15 protein-coding genes are annotated in these 14,617 nt (G+C 63.9%); 8 read left to right on the top strand and 7 right to left on the bottom strand.

The window, feature by feature from the left end; all coding sequences use genetic code 11:
* Window positions 1-64: 64 nt before the first annotated feature.
* Window positions 65-1,279, bottom strand: coding sequence for a saccharopine dehydrogenase family protein (locus ACK4TE_RS06100; protein ID WP_409910600.1), 1,215 nt, complete (start codon window positions 1,277-1,279; stop codon window positions 65-67).
* 150 nt (window positions 1,280-1,429) lie between these two features.
* Here ACK4TE_RS06100 and ACK4TE_RS06095 point away from each other — a divergent pair, with 150 nt between their 5' ends.
* Window positions 1,430-1,750: an antibiotic biosynthesis monooxygenase family protein gene (locus ACK4TE_RS06095; protein ID WP_409910599.1), complete on the top strand. Its 321-nt coding sequence runs from the start codon at window positions 1,430-1,432 to the stop codon at window positions 1,748-1,750.
* Window positions 1,751-1,758: 8 nt separating this feature from the next.
* Here ACK4TE_RS06095 and ACK4TE_RS06090 read toward each other — a convergent pair whose 3' ends face one another.
* On the bottom strand, window positions 1,759-2,115 hold the full coding sequence (locus tag ACK4TE_RS06090) for a hypothetical protein (RefSeq protein WP_409910598.1): 357 nt from the start codon (window positions 2,113-2,115) through the stop codon (window positions 1,759-1,761).
* 260 nt (window positions 2,116-2,375) lie between these two features.
* Here ACK4TE_RS06090 and ACK4TE_RS06085 point away from each other — a divergent pair, with 260 nt between their 5' ends.
* The 4 genes from ACK4TE_RS06085 to ACK4TE_RS06070 all read left to right on the top strand — a co-directional run bounded on the left by ACK4TE_RS06085 (window position 2,376) and on the right by ACK4TE_RS06070 (window position 5,516).
* The gene (locus tag ACK4TE_RS06085) at window positions 2,376-2,630 is read left to right on the top strand and encodes a GlsB/YeaQ/YmgE family stress response membrane protein (RefSeq protein ID WP_409910597.1); all 255 of its coding nucleotides are present in this window, start codon (window positions 2,376-2,378) and stop codon (window positions 2,628-2,630) included.
* A gap of 223 nt (window positions 2,631-2,853) precedes the next feature.
* On the top strand, window positions 2,854-3,780 hold the full coding sequence (gene argF, locus ACK4TE_RS06080; protein ID WP_409910596.1) for an ornithine carbamoyltransferase: 927 nt from the start codon (window positions 2,854-2,856) through the stop codon (window positions 3,778-3,780).
* A gap of 91 nt (window positions 3,781-3,871) precedes the next feature.
* Window positions 3,872-4,795 carry an Hsp33 family molecular chaperone HslO gene (locus ACK4TE_RS06075; RefSeq protein WP_409910595.1) on the top strand — a complete coding sequence of 308 codons (924 nt, stop codon included), beginning with the start codon at window positions 3,872-3,874 and terminating at the stop codon, window positions 4,793-4,795.
* 286 nt (window positions 4,796-5,081) lie between these two features.
* On the top strand, window positions 5,082-5,516 hold the full coding sequence (locus tag ACK4TE_RS06070) for a hypothetical protein (RefSeq protein WP_409910594.1): 435 nt from the start codon (window positions 5,082-5,084) through the stop codon (window positions 5,514-5,516).
* 149 nt (window positions 5,517-5,665) lie between these two features.
* Here the strand turns inward: ACK4TE_RS06070 and ACK4TE_RS06065 are convergent, their stop codons facing one another.
* Window positions 5,666-7,156, bottom strand: coding sequence for a M20 family peptidase (locus ACK4TE_RS06065; RefSeq protein ID WP_409910593.1), 1,491 nt, complete (start codon window positions 7,154-7,156; stop codon window positions 5,666-5,668).
* A 122-nt stretch (window positions 7,157-7,278) separates the two neighbouring features.
* Between ACK4TE_RS06065 and ACK4TE_RS06060 the strand changes: the two genes are divergently transcribed.
* Window positions 7,279-8,646, top strand: coding sequence for an MFS transporter (locus tag ACK4TE_RS06060; RefSeq protein WP_409910592.1), 1,368 nt, complete (start codon window positions 7,279-7,281; stop codon window positions 8,644-8,646).
* Here ACK4TE_RS06060 and ACK4TE_RS06055 read toward each other — a convergent pair.
* From ACK4TE_RS06055 to ubiG, 4 genes are all read right to left on the bottom strand, one after another.
* On the bottom strand, window positions 8,643-8,993 hold the full coding sequence (locus tag ACK4TE_RS06055) for an ArsR/SmtB family transcription factor (protein ID WP_409910591.1): 351 nt from the start codon (window positions 8,991-8,993) through the stop codon (window positions 8,643-8,645). The two genes, ACK4TE_RS06060 and ACK4TE_RS06055, sit on opposite strands and share 4 nt — an antisense overlap.
* A gap of 1 nt (window position 8,994) precedes the next feature.
* Window positions 8,995-9,471: an SRPBCC family protein gene (locus ACK4TE_RS06050; protein WP_409910590.1), complete on the bottom strand. Its 477-nt coding sequence runs from the start codon at window positions 9,469-9,471 to the stop codon at window positions 8,995-8,997.
* A 113-nt stretch (window positions 9,472-9,584) separates the two neighbouring features.
* Complete coding sequence (locus ACK4TE_RS06045; protein ID WP_409910589.1) at window positions 9,585-10,196, bottom strand: DUF924 family protein; 612 nt, start codon at window positions 10,194-10,196, stop codon at window positions 9,585-9,587.
* Window positions 10,193-10,966: a bifunctional 2-polyprenyl-6-hydroxyphenol methylase/3-demethylubiquinol 3-O-methyltransferase UbiG gene (gene ubiG / locus ACK4TE_RS06040; RefSeq protein ID WP_409910588.1), complete on the bottom strand. Its 774-nt coding sequence runs from the start codon at window positions 10,964-10,966 to the stop codon at window positions 10,193-10,195. The genes ACK4TE_RS06045 and ubiG overlap by 4 nt, the downstream gene beginning before the upstream one ends.
* Before the next feature lie 94 nt (window positions 10,967-11,060).
* Between ubiG and ACK4TE_RS06035 the strand changes: the two genes are divergently transcribed.
* Window positions 11,061-12,308: an aspartate kinase gene (locus tag ACK4TE_RS06035; protein WP_409910587.1), complete on the top strand. Its 1,248-nt coding sequence runs from the start codon at window positions 11,061-11,063 to the stop codon at window positions 12,306-12,308.
* A 22-nt stretch (window positions 12,309-12,330) separates the two neighbouring features.
* A complete protein-coding gene (gene ptsP / locus ACK4TE_RS06030) occupies window positions 12,331-14,601 on the top strand; it encodes a phosphoenolpyruvate--protein phosphotransferase (protein WP_409910586.1) in 2,271 nt (756 codons plus the stop codon).
* The last annotated feature ends 16 nt before the right edge of the window (window positions 14,602-14,617 follow it).

The following is a 14,617-nucleotide window of genomic DNA, read 5'->3' as shown; positions in this document are numbered from 1 at the left end:
CCAAAGTCAATTCATCTGCCGCTCTGGATCCCGGCTTTCGCCGGGATAAGCGGATTTACAGGGCTCAGGTCTTCACCGCGAACAACGGGTCCTGATCGCCCGGCTTGATGTCGATGATCGTCGTCGGCAGGCCGCGTTTGGCCACGTCTTCAAGGAACGGGGCCGACGGGAATTCCTCAACGTTGAACACGCCCGGGCCTTTCCAGATGCCGCGGAAGAACATCGCCGCGCCCGACACCGGCGGCACGCCGGTGGTGTAGCTCACCGCCTGCGCGCCGACTTCGCGGTTCGTCTCCGCATGGTCACAGACGTTATAGAGCATCTTGGCGATCTCTTTCCCATCCTTCCGGCCCCGGATGATCACGCCGATGCTCGTTTTTCCTGAATAGCCTTCGGCGAGCGAGGACGGGGCGGGCAGCAGGTCGCGCAGGAATTCCATCGGCACGATGTCCATCCCCTTGTGCTTGATCGGCTCGAGCGAGATCAGCCCGATGGATTTGAACACTTCGAGGTGCTTGATGTACTGCTCGCCAAAGGTCATCCAGAAGCGGATCTGCTTCAGGCCCTTGATGTTCTTCACAAGGCTTTCCTCTTCCTCATGATAGATGAGGTAGGAGGCGCGCGGGCCGACTTCGGGATAATCCACCATCGTCTTGATGCTGAGGGCCGGGATCTCGATCCACTCGCCATTCTTCCAGTATTTGCCGTCCTGCGTCACTTCGCGCAGGTTGATCTCCGGGTTGAAGTTCGTCGCGAAGGTCTTGCCATGGTCGCCGGCATTGCAGTCCACGATGTCGATATAGTCGATCTCGTCGAACAGGTGCTCCTGCGCATAGGCGCACCAGATGTTGGAGACGCCGGGATCAAAGCCGCAGCCGAGAATGGCGGTGAGGCCAGCGGCCTTGAACTTGTCCTGATAGGCCCACTGCCAGCTGTATTCGAACTTCGCCACTTCGCGCGGCTCATAGTTCGCTGTGTCCAGATAGTTCGTGCCCGCCTCAAGGCAGGCATCCATGATCGGCAGGTCCTGATAGGGCAGGGCCATGTTGATCACGAGGTCCGGCTTCACCTTGCGGATCAGCGCCACAGTCGCGGCCACGTCATCGGCGTCCACCTGCGCAATCTCGATCGGCGTCACGCAATCCTTCGCCACCTTCTCGCAGCTCTCGATGCGGCGCGAGGCCAGCGTGATGTGCTTGAACGTGTCGCGGTCCATCGCGCATTTCTTGGCGACGACAGAGCCGGCCGCGCCGGCGCCAATGATGAGGACGTTATCCATGTCGGGGCTTGAACTCCGGCAAATCGTTGAAGGGTTGGCGTGCTTCTAGGGAAGTTTGGCAGTGCTTTCCAGCGGGCGCTTTGTTAACAGGCGTGCCAGATAGGGTCCTTACCCCTCAGCCACAACGGTTTTTTGACGGAGCCGCCCGCCATGATCGCCCGGACACCCCCGCCGCCCTACTGGGTGGTCATCTTTTCCGCCGTCTTCTCCGGCCGCGAACCGGAGGAATATGCCGAAACCGCCGCCCGCATGAACAAGCTGATGCGCGAGAGCCCCGGCTTCCTCGGCTACGAAACCGCGCAGGGCGAAGGCGGGGCGGAGATCACCGTCTGCTACTGGGACAGCGAAGAGGCGGTGCGCACCTGGAAGCAGAATGCCGAGCACATGGCCGCCCAGAAGCGCGGCCGCGAGGCCTTCTATTCCGCTTACCATATCCGCGTCGGCAAGGTCGAACGCGCCTACGGCTTCTGAGCCGCACCTCACTCCGCCGGGGCGAGAACCGGGTCGAAACCAAACGCGTGGTCGCAGGCGATCAGCATGGCCGCTCTCCGGGCCGTGTTGATCTTGCCATACCGGCCATTCGAAATCCCGTCGGCAAAATAGTCGACCTCTTCAAAATAGACACCGTAGTCTTCCTCGATTTGCGTGACACGTGCCGGGAAGTCGATATCTGCTTCATTGCCGCCAAACAGGGAGCCGCCTTCGGGAATGAAGGTCGTCAGATAAAGCGCCGCGCACATCACCGGCTCGGGGCTGAAGGCGGGGGGCGTTTCCGCCGCTGCCGCAGGGGCCATGAGGGCGGCAAGGGTGAGCGGGGCAAGGGCGCGCCGGATCATGAATGTCTCCCAGTTTCCAGATCCGGAAGCTAGCTTTCGCTGAACCATGACGCAACCGGCTGCACGGCGAAAATTCCTTTTCCCGTCATCCTGTTGCGCCTGCTGCAGCCTGCGTTTCAAAGCCCCGATTCATTACAAATATGTAGTTTAAAGAAGGCCCGGGAATGGCCGCATTCTCGCCCCGAAGGGGTGGCCAGTTTGCCTTACCCATTCAGAAGCGAGGCTCGTCAGGAGCCCGCGCACGGGCAAGGAGAAAAGAAATGACTATCGAAAGCCTCCTGATCTTCCTTCTTATCGGCGCCGTTGCCGGCTGGCTCGCCGGCGTGCTCGTCAAGGGCTATGGCTTCGGCATTGTCGGCAATATTGTCGTCGGCATCGTCGGCGCCTTTGTCGCCGGCCTGATCTTCCCGGCGCTGAACATCAGCCTCGGCGGCGGCATCCTCGGCTCCATCGTTCACGCCACGCTCGGCGCGGTGATCCTGCTGCTCGTCATCCGCGTGGTCAAACGCGCCTGACGGGCGCGAGCCCTCTCCCTCCCCGGGAGGAGAGGGGCTGGCGTCCGGAACCGGGCATTACCGTTCCTCCCCCCTGGCCCGGCGCCAGTTTCCTCTCTTTAACCTCCGGCCCCGGCAGGCACCCGCCCGCCGGGGCCTTGTCATTCCCCTGTCATCAGAACGCGGATGACAGGGGCCTCCAATCGCGCTATGCGGCGCGCTTATTTTTGCGGGGGCAGGGCCCATGGATATCCGCCACTTCATCGATCTCTGGCCGATCGAGCGCAGCGAGCTGCGCGCAATTCTCGACGAGGCCCACCGCATGAAGAAGGCCCGCGCCGGCTGGCCGAAGGGCCGCGTCGATGCCGGCGCGCCGCTTGAAGGCCACACGCTGGCGATGATCTTCGAGAAGGCCTCCACCCGCACGCGCTTCTCCTTCGACATGGCGATGCGCCAGCTCGGCGGCTCGTCGATCACCACTGTCGCCTCTGACATGCAGCTCGGCCGCGGCGAGACAATCGAAGACACCGCCCGCGTCCTTTCCCGCTATGTCGATGCCGTGATGATCCGCGCCAATGATCACACCGACATCGAAGTCTTCTCCGAAGCTTCCGGCGTGCCGGTGATCAACGGCCTGTCGGACCGCTCGCACCCCTGCCAGATCATGGCGGACCTGATGACGCTGGAAGAGCACGGCCTGACGCTCAAGGGCGCCCGCCTCGCCTGGCTCGGTGACGGCAACAATGTCTGCGCCAGCTTCATCCACGCCGCGCCGAAATTCGGCTTCTCGCTCGCCATCGGCACGCCTCAGCGCTATGCTCCGGATGAGGACGATCTGGAAATCGCAACCGAACTGCAGGGCCGGATCGATCTCTTCAACACCGCCGAGGAAGCCGTGGCCGGCGCCGATGTCGTGATCGCCGACACGTTCGTCTCGATGGGCGACATGGACGCCGAACGCCGCCTCGAAATCCTCGAGCCTTTCGCGGTGACGCAGGAGCTGATGGGTCTCGCCAATCCCGGCGCGAAATTCCTGCACTGCCTGCCTGCCCACCGCGGCGAGGAAGTCGACGAGGAAGTCATCGACGGCCCCGCCAGCCTCGTGCTCGACGAAGCCGAAAACCGCCTCCACGCCCAGAAGGCCATCCTGCGCTGGTGCCTCGGCAAATAGGGGCCGCAGCCCGCCCCTTGCGATACGGCCGCCCCGCTGCCACATGGGGCGCCTTGACCCGCCTCCGACAGGCCCGCCCGGACAGTCCGACATGACCCATCCCGCCCATTCCACCGGCGATTTCGCCTCCAGTTTCCAGATCGAAGGCCGCGCCGTGCGGGGCCGCATCGTGCGCATGTCGGCGGGCTCCATCGCCCCGATCCTCGCGCGCCACGACTATCCGGCCCATCTCGCCAGCCTGCTGGGCCAGGCGGTGGCGCTGGCGGCGCTCGTCGGCTCGTCTCTGAAATTCGATGGCCGCATCCTCGTGCAGGCCGAGGCCGATGACGGCGTCGTGCGCATGCTGGTCGGGGAATATTCCACCTCCGGCGGCGTGCGCGGCTATGCCCGTTATGATGCCGAGGCCTGGGCCACGCTCGACCGGATCAACAAGGGCAAGGCGCCCCACATGCCCCAGCTCTTCGGGCGCACGGGCCGTCTCGGCCTGATCCTGATCCAGGACAATCCCAACATCCAGCCCTATCAGGGCGTCGTGCCGCTGACCAAGGGAACGCTTGCTCAGTGTGCGGAGGATTATTTCGCGATGTCGGAACAGGTGCTGAGCCGCGTGCGCCTCTCGGTCGAGGAAACCGCCAGCGGCGAGTGGATCGCCGGCGGCATGATGATCCAGAAAATCGCCGGCGATGATGCGCGCGGCGACACGGAAGAGCATTGGCGCGAAGCCGAGGCCCTGTTCGCGACGCTCACCCCGGCGGAACTCTCCGATCCGGCGCTGCCGGCCACCGAACTCCTCTATCGCCTGTTCCACGAACAGGGCGTGCGTCTCGAAGACGGCGTGCCGGTCACCGACCATTGCACCTGCAATGAGGACCGCCTGGTCCAGACCCTGCGCCAGATGCCGGACGCCTCCCTGCACGACCTGGTCGAGCCCGACGGCACCCTCGCCATCGACTGCCAGTTCTGCGCCCGCCACTACACCATCCCGATCACCCGCGTGACCGGCCCGGTGAACTGATACAAACCTGTAAAAAGCTGGAATCGGCTGTAACGACCGGCAAACCGCCAATACAAACACGCGAGCGAACCAAACTCCTCGCTCTCCTTGCTTCTGCCCTCTCCTCAGACCCCTGCGAAGGCAGGGGTCCAGTCAGTCTTGCGCAGCTTTCCCCAACCCGCGTTATGCATCAACAAATCAGGCCAAACGGGAAAAATCCCCCTGCGGATCAATGCCCGAAGCAGAAAAAGCAGCATCTCAATCCGACACCCCTCCGTGCGGGGTTATCCTCCCGCCCATGATCTCGATGCGCCAGCTCCGAAGCGATCCGACCTTCGCGCCGCTCTTCCGGCACGTTCACCCGCTCTGCTGGCCCATCCTCTGGTGGAGCCTCAACCGCGTCTTCAAATGGTACGACACAAGCGGCTACGAGAACGTGCTGCTGGCCACCACAAGATGGGGCTACGTCTACCCCGCCTATCTCGGCCAGAAGAAACCGGACCCGTCAGCGTACAAACCCTACGAACTTGAGAAACCCCGCTGGGATGACCCGGTGTGGAGCACAAACGTGCCTGCCCCCTTCCTCATCACAAATGAAACGCTGCGGCCCCATCCCCATCCTCCCCTGCGAAGCGGGGGAGGCTGCGAAGGATTAGCGATTGCCCTGCAATCGCCCGGAGCAGGCGCGCTCCGCGCGCTGACGGAGGGGGCCTGCGCCCTCACCCCGCACAACACGTCCTAGATTCCTGTCATCCCGGCGAAAGCCGGGACCCAGATGAGGCGAAGCGCGAGGCGGCCTCTGGTTCCCGGCTTTCGCCGGGATGACAGGAAATCAAACTCAGGAAAACCCACCGGCCGGGCACCCCCGCGTCCGGCCAAACGTGCTGCAAGCTACTCCGCATCCATCGCCAGGATGATCTGCGCATAGCCTCGCGCCAGCCGGCCCATGTTTTCGACGCTGGTGCGTTCGTTGGTGCCGTGGAAGCCGGTGAGCTCGTCAGGCGTCAGGATGGAGGGCGCGAAGCGGTAGACGTTCGGTGTGATATCCTCCGCATACCGGGCATCCGTTGCACCGAGCACAAGCCCGGGCGCCGCCGCTGCGCCGGGCATGGTGGCCTCGGCCACACTCGCGAGTACGGCATAGGCACGGTTGTCCGTGGGCGAGACGTTCGAGGCGCCCGAGCCGCGGATGCCTTCCTTCATCACCGCCACTTCGATGCCCTCGATATCCTTCGTCACCCGCTTCACATGCGCGACGATATCTTCCTCGGTATCGTTCGGATGGATGCGGAAATTGATCGTCGCCTTGGCGCGCTGCGCCAGAACATTCTCCTTGGCCGAGCCTTCCAGCATCGTTGGCGCCGTCGTTGTGCGGATCATCGCATTGCCGGGTGCAATGTCCGAGAGCTGATCATCGATCATGCCCTGAAAGAGCCAGAGATTCGCAAACGCCATGCGCTGCATGAACGGCATGTCCTTGCCCGCAGCGCGGAACATGTCTGAGGCCGGCGGCTTCGAGAGGGAGGAGGGCATCTGGTTCCGGTCGAGCGCCACGACCGCGCGCGCAAGGCGCACAGCCGCCGAATTGCGCGGCGGGGTGGAGGAATGACCGCCTTCGCCAAGTGCGGTGATCTCGAGCGTCACATAGCCCTTCTCGGCAATGCCGATGAAGCCCGCCGGCTTGCCGGTCAGAGGCGATGGGTTGACGATCATGAAGCCTTCATCCAGCGCCATCTCCGGCGAGATGCCGCGCGATTTCAGCAGCGCCACGCCTGCCTCGGCGCCCGAGCCGGAGACTTCCTCGTCATGCCCGAACATGAAGATCAGTGTACGGCGGGGTTGGAAGCCCGAAAGCGCCAGCGCTTCAGCCGCTTCCATCAGCCCGACGAGCGAACCCTTGTCGTCGATCGCGCCGCGGCCATAGATATAGCCGTCGATGATCTCGCCGCCGAAGGGCGCGCCTTCCCAGTCTTCTTCCGTGCCGATATTCACCGGCACCACGTCCTGGTGCGCCATCAGGAGCAGGGGATTGAGCGCAGCATCCCAGCCTTGCCAAGTATAGAGCAGGGTCAGCGTGCCGGGCACGAATTCCTTTGTCATCGCGGCATGGGCCGCCGGATAGGTTTCCTCCAGCCAGGCATGCATCGCCAGCCATTCGCCTTCCTGGCCGGGGCGGGGATCGCCGCTTGCGAGGGTGATGGTGCGGAAGCGGATCGCCGCGCCGAGATTTTCCGCCGCGCGCTCAGCCGAGACTTGCGGCGGTTCCGGCAGCTCCACGCGCCCGCCAACCGGCGCGCCGCCATAGCTGAACGTGTTGTAGAGGATGAGGCCGACAAGCGCCGCCAGCACGAGGCCGAGCCCGATCAGGATGTTGCGGATCATGGCGATGGACCTCCCGGAATTTCTTTGCCGCATGGTTCGCGCCCGCTTCCGGCGGCGTCAAGCGATGGCTCGCGAAAAAATGACTTGGCCGTCACGATTTCCCATAGCAGGGTGGCGCCACCATGAACGACGCTTCGCCCCGGCGCCTGTCCTTTCCCCGCGTGCTCGCTTTCGCCACTTTGAGTGTGCCGATTGCCGGCGTTGGCCTTCCCATCGGGGTTTACCTTGCGCCGCTCTATGCCAACGAGGTCGGCCTCGGGCTGGAACTGACCGGGCTCCTGTTCATGCTGCTCCGCTTCTGGGACATCTTCACCGATCCGGTGATGGGCTATCTCGTCGACCGCTATCGCAGTCCGCTCGGGCGCGTGCGCCACTGGATCCTGATGTGCGTACCGGTTCTCGGTGTCTCCACCTTCTTTGTCTATATGCCAGGCGTCGGCGCCACGGCGGGGTATTTCATCTGGTGGATGCTGGTCTTCTATATCGGCACCACGATCCTGCAGATTGCCCGCGCGGCTTGGGTGCCGGCGCTGACCTCCGACTATGATGACCGCTCGCGCCTGTTCCTGTGGCCAGAGATCGTCTCGGTCGTCTCGATGCTGCTCCTGCTCGCCGTGCCGCTGCTCCTCTCCCTGTTTGGCGTCCAGACAGACCGTTTCGGCCAGGTTGCGGTGATGGGTTGGGTGCTGATCATCTCGCTGCCCATCGTCGCGGCCTTGTCTTGCTTCTTTGTGCCGGACCCACCCCTCAGGGGCGAGTCGCGCGCCATCGAGAAGTTCGAGGTCAAGCCGATCTTCGCGGCCCTGCGTCAGCCGATCTTTGCCCGGCTGCTGACGATGGAACTGCTCGGCGCCACCGCCATTGCAGTCACCGCCTCCAACTACTTGTTCGTTGCCGAATATGCCTTCGGCGCCAGCGACGCGCAGACCAGTCTTGCCCTGATGCTGTTCTTCGTGATGGCCATCGCCGCGCTGCCTTTCTGGCTTTGGCTCGCCAAGAAGACCGAGAAGCGCACCGCCTATTTTGCCGCGGTCACCATGTCCGGGGTCTGCTTCCTTGCCTATATCCCTCTGGCGCCCGCCGGCAACTATACGACCTTCCTGATCGCCTCGCTGATTGCCGGCATCCCGTTCAGCGCGCCGATCTTCCTGTCCCGTGCGATGACCGCGGATATCGTGGAACTCAAGGCCGCCGAGTCCGGCGAGAGCCGCGCGGGGCTGTTCTACTCGCTGCTGACCAGCATCAACAAGGTCGGCTCCAGCCTCGCCTTTGGCGTTGGCTACCTGCTCGTCGGGCAGGTCGCGCGGTTCCGTCCGGGGGCGGAGAATTCTGACAGCTCGATCCTCGGCCTCGTGATCATCTTCGGCCTCTTGCCAGGCATCCTCTATGTCATCGCCGGCCAGCTCGCCCGCGGCTATCCGCTCACCCGCGCCATGCAGGTGGAGACGTCACGGAAACTCGAGAAGGCGATCGAGACCAAGCCGGGCTAGCTGTCGTCTTCATCGTCCAGCAGGTCTGCAAGACGGTCGAAGCGATGGTTCCAGAGGCGGCGGCGATCTTCGATCCAGCCAGCGGCAAGGGCAAGGCCTTCCGGCGCAAGCTGGCAGGTGCGCACCCGGCCGATCTTCTCTGTGCGGACGAGTCCCGATCCTTCCAGAACCTGCATATGCTGCACGATGGCGGCGAGCGAGAGCCCCAGCGGCCGGGCCACTTCAGACAATGAGGCAGGCCGTTCGCTGAGCTGCTCAAGAATTGTCCGCCGCGTCCGGTCAGACAACGCATGGAACACCATGCCGACCGGGTCTGCGTCCGGCTCGCGGGCAAAGGGCGGGGCCATCTTATTCTCCCAGTTCGCGGGCAAGGCTTTCGATCAGGTCGCGCGTGCCCTGTTCGCGGATGACGATGCCGTCGCCGCCTTCGAAGAAGGCTGCCTGTTCCGTAAAGACCATCAGCGTGCCGGTGTCATCCGGCAGGAATTCAACGGTCGTGTGAGAAGAGGATATCCGGCTTCCGGCAACCTTCATCGTATAGGCAAACACAATCCGTTCGTTCGGGACAATGTCCAGGAACACCGTATCATTCGTGCACGGAGTGCCTTCCTCGATCGGCTTGTCCGCTACAAAACGGAAGCGCGAGCGTTCGAAGCCCTCCTCGCGGAAATCTGTCTCGTAGGAGTCGAGGTGGAATCCGGGACCTTCAGCAAACCAGCGGCGCTTTTTCGCCGGATCAGCAAAGGCCGCGAACACTTTTGACGGGGGCTGTCTGAACCGGCGCTCGATGGTGAAGCTGCCATGGGTGACGAACTGGTGTGGCATGGTGGGGGTCCTTTATTGTTAAGTGCAGACTTAACTAATGAGACAATGACAGTCAAGCGGTGACTTAAGTATTTTTGTTCCTGGTCAGTCGGAGTGAAACGAAGCTGAGGCGCTCAGAATCCGCCGCCGTCCGCCAGCCACGCCTCTTCGTCCGGCGTGCTCAAGCGCCCGACGAGCGCATTACGATGCGGGAAGCGGCCAAACTGGCGGATCACGTCCAGATGCTGGTGGGCATAGTCGAGCGTCATCTTTGCGAAGTCGGCGAAGGGTGCGCGGGCATCTTTCGCGAGCGCTTCGAACAGCGCGAACGCGCGCTGCTGGTCCTCCATCGCTTCCGAATGTTCGAGCGGCAGGTAGAAAAACACGCGCTCCACTTCCGACAGCCCGGCATCCTCGCCTTTCGCCAATCCGTCCTTGCACAGATGAAGCGCCAGCCGGTCCTGCGCGAAGGCGCGCGGGCTGCCCCGGAAAATGTTGCGACTCATCTGGTCGAGTACGAGGATCGCGGAAAGCCGCCCGGCCGCGCCGCGCCCAGCCCAGTCTTCTGCCAGCGGACCGGCAGACAAGGTCTCCAGCAGCGGCAGGAATTTTTCCGTCAGCTCACGGTCGAAGTCCTTGCCCCCGTTGAACCAGAGCTTCGCCTTCGTCGCCAGCACGCCGGGCGCGCCCGCCTCTTCGCCGAACCAGAAATGGTGCACATCTTCCGTGGATGGCAGGGCGCTCAACCCGGTCTCCGGGCGACGACCATGTAATTGACGCTCGTGTCCGCCCCGATTTCCCACTGGCCGGAGATGGGCTTGAAGATCACGCCAACCGGCGCGTCCGCAATCATCCCGGCGCCTTCAAGCGGGCCGCGCACGTCTTTCGGATCAAGAAATTTCGACCAGTCATGCGTGCCCCTCGGCAGCCAGCGCAGGATGTATTCGGCGCCGATCACCGCTGTTGCCAGCGCCTTCGCCGTCTTGTTGAGCGTCGCCACGACCATCATCCCGCCGGGGTTCACCAGCCGGGCGGTGTCGGCCAGGAAGCGGTCCGGATCGGCGACATGTTCGACCACCTCAAGATTGAGCACGATATCGAATGGCGCCTCGCCCGCTGCCAGAAGGCCCTCTGCCGTACCGGCGCGGTAATCGATGGAAAGCCCCTGTTCGGTGGCATGCGTCAGCGCCGTCTTGATATTGGCCTCGGAAGCATCGACGCCGGTCACAGAAGCGCCCAGCCGCGCCATCGGTTCCGAGACGAGGCCGCCGCCGCAGCCGATGTCCAGCAGGCGCAGGCCTTCCAGCGGCCGGCGCAGGCCCGGCGCCAGGCCGAAATGACGCTCCGCCGTCTCGCGGATGAACTTCAGGCGCACCGGGTTGAACCGGTGCAGCGGGCGGAACTTGCCCTTCGGATTCCACCAGTCGGCGGCCATGGCGGAGAATTTGGCGACCTCGGCCGGATCGATGCTGGGGGTCACCGGCAGGGCATCAGACGCGTCAATTGTTCTCGCCATCGTTTAGCAATCCTGTTTGATCCAAGCCGAACTTTCCCCTACAGGGGCGCCATATAGGACATGCCCGGTTGGGCGAACAGGCAATTGGGGCGAAATGGCGCGCACAGTACTCAAGTTCGGCGGCACGTCGGTCGGCGATCTCGACCGTATTGCGAACGTGGCGGAAATCGTCGCGGCGCGGGCGGCGAAGGGCGAGAAGATGGCCGTGATCGTCTCGGCCATGTCGGGGGAGACCAACAAGCTCGTGGCCCTCGCCGACGGCGCCGCCGGCAAGGACCTCGCGCGCGAACTCTATGATGACGAGTATGACGTTGTCGTCGCCTCGGGCGAGCAGGTCACCGCCGGGCTCCTGGCACTGGCGCTGCGCCGCCGGGGTCTGAAGGCCCGCTCCTGGCTTGGCTGGCAGCTGCGGCTGAAAACCAACAAGAGCCATGGTAAGGCCCGGATCATGGGCTTTGACGATTCAAAACTTCCGGACTCGGTCGATGCCGGGGAGATCGCCGTTGTTGCCGGTTTCCAGGGCGTGACGGATGATGAGCGTGTAACCACGCTCGGACGCGGCGGATCGGACACAAGCGCCGTGGCGGTTGCCGCTGCGCTCGGCGCAAAGGTCTGCGACATCTATACAGATGTCGATGGCGTCTACACGACCGATCCGCGCATCGTTCCGAAGGCGCGCCGGATCGACAAGATTTCGTATGAAGAGATGCTCGAAATGGCGTCGCTCGGGGCCAAGGTCCTGCAGACGCGATCGGTCGAGCTGGCCATGAACCACAATGTTCCCGTGCGGGTGCTGTCGAGCTTCGTGAAGCCCGGCGAGGAATCCCCCGGAACGCTTGTCTGTGCAGAGGAAGAGATCGTGGAAAAGCAGGTTGTCAGCGGCGTTGCCTATTCCCGGGACGAGGCAAAGGTCACGCTCTATGCGGTGCCCGACAAGCCGGGGTCGTCAGCGAAGATTTTCTCCGCCCTCGCCAAGGCCGGCGTGAATGTCGACATGATCGTGCAGGCCGGCTCGCGCGATGCCTCGAAGGCGAATATCGTCTTCACCTGCACCGACCGCGACAGCCCGTTCGCAAAAGAGACGCTGGAGAAGATCCAGGGCGAGATCGGGTTCGAGCGGCTGGAAGTCATGCGCGATGTGTCGAAGATCTCGATCATCGGCGTCGGCATGAAAAGCCATACCGGCGTTGCCGAGAAAATGTTCACCGCCCTGTCGGAGAAAGGCATCAACATTGATGTCATCTCCACCTCCGAGATCAAGATTTCCGTTCTGATTGCCGCGCCCTATACTGAACTGGCAGTCAGGGCTCTTCACACGGCGTTCGGTCTCGACGCCGAGTGAACCTTCACCGCAGTGGGAGCGTATGCCCTATAACCTGCCGGCCACGCGTGTACTGATGAACAATCTCCGCCAGGTGATGGCGGAGGACGGGGACTCGCGCTCGCGGCTGGACCATGTCGTGCGCCTGATCGCCTCGACGATGGTGGCCGATGTGTGCTCGATCTACCTGCGCGAGCCCGAAGGCACGCTGCTGCTGATCGCCACGGAAGGCCTGAAGCCCGAAGCCGTGAACAAGACACGCATGGCCTCCGGCGAAGGCCTTGTCGGCTATGTCGCGCGCACCGCGCAGCCGATCGCCATCGAGGATGCGCCGCGCCATCCGGCCTTCTCCTACCGCCCGGAAACGGGGGAAGACCCGTTCCATGCCTTCCTCGGCGTGCCGATCCTGCGCACTGGCGGTGTCACCGGCGTCCTCGTCGTCCAGAACCGCACCGAGCGGACCTATGGCGAGGAAGAGATCGATGTCCTGCAGACCATCGCGATGGTGCTGGCGGAGATCGTGCATGCCCTGGTGCTGGCGCCCGCCCAGCCGGCGACGCCCGAGCGGCGCGGGCGCAGCAATGGCGGCGGCAACCTTAAGGGCCGCATTTTCTGCGAAGGGCTCGGCTATGGCCGGGCCGTGCTGCACGATCCGGTGGTTCCGGCCGCGAAGTTCTTTGCTGCCGATCAGGTCGCGGAAGCCGCGCGCCTCGATCAGGGCCTGATCGATCTGAGAGCCTCGATCGACCGGATGATGATGATCGACGGCGCCGCGCTGGGGGAAGACCCGCGCGATGTCATGGAAGCCTACCGGCTGCTCGCGCACGACACGTCCTGGTCGGAGAAGCTGCACGAGGGCATCCGGTCCGGCCTCTCCGCCGAAGCCTCGATTGACCGGGCCCGGCGCGAACACCGGGCCAGGATGCAGAGCGCGCGCGATCCTTACCTGCGCGAGCGGCTGCACGACCTCGAAGATCTCGACAACCGCCTCCTGCGGGTTCTGGGCGGCGAAGACAGCAAGCCGAAGATCCAGGGCGACCAGAACGTGCTGGTGGCCCGGCGCCTCGGCCCCGCAGAGCTTCTGGAATATGCCAAGGCGGGCCTCAAGGGCCTGCTGATGGAGGAAGCCGCAGCATCCTCGCACGCCGCCATCGTGGCCCGCGCGCTCGGTATTCCGGCCATCGGCGGGATCGAGGACCTGACGACCCGGATTGAAGAGGGCGACTATATCATCGTCGATGCCGAGGAAGGCTCGGTCCATGTCCGCCCCGACGATGTCGTCTACGATGCCTACAAGTCCCGCGTCGCCCTGCGCTCCGAGCGGCAGGCGGCCTATGCGGCGCTGAAAGGCCTGCCGGCCAAGACGCGCGACGGCACGCATGTCTCGCTGATGCTGAACGCCGGTCTCGACCTCGACCTCGACATGCTCGACCAGGCCGGCGCGGATGGCGTGGGCCTGTTCCGGACGGAGTTCCAGTTCCTTGTCTCCGAGACGCTCCCGCGCCTTGAAGACCAGATCGCCCTCTACAAGCGGGTGCTGGACCGCGCCGCCGGCCGGCCGGTCGTGTTCCGCACGCTCGACCTTGGCGGCGACAAGGTGCTGCCGGCGCTGAACCTGCAGCGCGAGGAAAACCCCGCCCTCGGCTGGCGCTCGATCCGGTTCGCGCTTGACTACAAGGGCCTCTTCCGCCGCCAGCTGCGCGCCCTCGTCCGCGCCGCAGGGGACCGGCCGCTGACCGTAATGTTCCCGATGGTGACCGTTCCGGACGAATACCGGCAGGCGAAAGCCCTGCTGCTGGAAGAGGTCGAGTGGAGTTTCCGGAAAACCGGGGTGCGACCCTCCAAACTCGACCTGGGCGTCATGCTGGAAACCCCGGCGCTCGGCTTCTCGATGCAGGACCTTGCCGGAGAGGTGGACTTCCTTTCGGTCGGCACCAATGACCTCTTGCAGTTCTTCTTCGCGGCTGACCGGATGACACCGTCGGTCAGCGACCGGTACGACCTCGTTGACCCGGCTGCGCTCCGCTTCCTGAAAATGGTCGCGGAAACCTGCGAAAAAGCTGGAATCCGGCTTTCGGTTTGTGGAGAAGCCTCGGCCTCGCCGCCGGTGGCCCTGTGCTTTGCGGCGCTCGGCTATCGAAGCCTGTCAATGGCGGCCTCCGCCATCGGCCCGGTCAAGCAGGCGCTGCGAAATGTCGATCTGGACGCCTTCCGGACGGGCCTTCTGGAGCGTCTGGATAAGCCGAACGGTTCGTTCCGTAACCAAGTGTTAGCACTTGCAGCCGAGCATGGCATTGACACTGCGGACAGTTGAAGCGTGTTGCGGCGCA

Origin of the sequence: Hyphomonas sp. (genome assembly GCF_046313975.1) — a bacterium.
Taxonomy (GTDB): Bacteria; Pseudomonadota; Alphaproteobacteria; order Caulobacterales; family Hyphomonadaceae; genus Hyphomonas.
This window is presented reverse-complemented; position numbering and strand designations above follow the sequence as displayed.

What these genes read in the sequence shown, in the direction of transcription:
- ACK4TE_RS06100 (WP_409910600.1), bottom strand. Translation starts at nt 1,279, where the DNA reads ATGGATAACGTCCTCATCATTGGCGCCGGCGCGGCCGGCTCTGTCGTC.
- ACK4TE_RS06095 (WP_409910599.1), top strand. Translation starts at nt 1,430, where the DNA reads ATGATCGCCCGGACACCCCCGCCGCCCTACTGGGTGGTCATCTTTTCC.
- ACK4TE_RS06090 (WP_409910598.1), bottom strand. Translation starts at nt 2,115, where the DNA reads ATGATCCGGCGCGCCCTTGCCCCGCTCACCCTTGCCGCCCTCATGGCC.
- ACK4TE_RS06085 (WP_409910597.1), top strand. Translation starts at nt 2,376, where the DNA reads ATGACTATCGAAAGCCTCCTGATCTTCCTTCTTATCGGCGCCGTTGCC.
- argF (WP_409910596.1), top strand. Translation starts at nt 2,854, where the DNA reads ATGGATATCCGCCACTTCATCGATCTCTGGCCGATCGAGCGCAGCGAG.
- ACK4TE_RS06075 (WP_409910595.1), top strand. Translation starts at nt 3,872, where the DNA reads ATGACCCATCCCGCCCATTCCACCGGCGATTTCGCCTCCAGTTTCCAG.
- ACK4TE_RS06070 (WP_409910594.1), top strand. Translation starts at nt 5,082, where the DNA reads ATGCGCCAGCTCCGAAGCGATCCGACCTTCGCGCCGCTCTTCCGGCAC.
- ACK4TE_RS06065 (WP_409910593.1), bottom strand. Translation starts at nt 7,156, where the DNA reads ATGATCCGCAACATCCTGATCGGGCTCGGCCTCGTGCTGGCGGCGCTT.
- ACK4TE_RS06060 (WP_409910592.1), top strand. Translation starts at nt 7,279, where the DNA reads ATGAACGACGCTTCGCCCCGGCGCCTGTCCTTTCCCCGCGTGCTCGCT.
- ACK4TE_RS06055 (WP_409910591.1), bottom strand. Translation starts at nt 8,993, where the DNA reads ATGGCCCCGCCCTTTGCCCGCGAGCCGGACGCAGACCCGGTCGGCATG.
- ACK4TE_RS06050 (WP_409910590.1), bottom strand. Translation starts at nt 9,471, where the DNA reads ATGCCACACCAGTTCGTCACCCATGGCAGCTTCACCATCGAGCGCCGG.
- ubiG (WP_409910588.1), bottom strand. Translation starts at nt 10,966, where the DNA reads ATGGCGAGAACAATTGACGCGTCTGATGCCCTGCCGGTGACCCCCAGC.
- ACK4TE_RS06035 (WP_409910587.1), top strand. Translation starts at nt 11,061, where the DNA reads ATGGCGCGCACAGTACTCAAGTTCGGCGGCACGTCGGTCGGCGATCTC.
- ptsP (WP_409910586.1), top strand. Translation starts at nt 12,331, where the DNA reads ATGCCCTATAACCTGCCGGCCACGCGTGTACTGATGAACAATCTCCGC.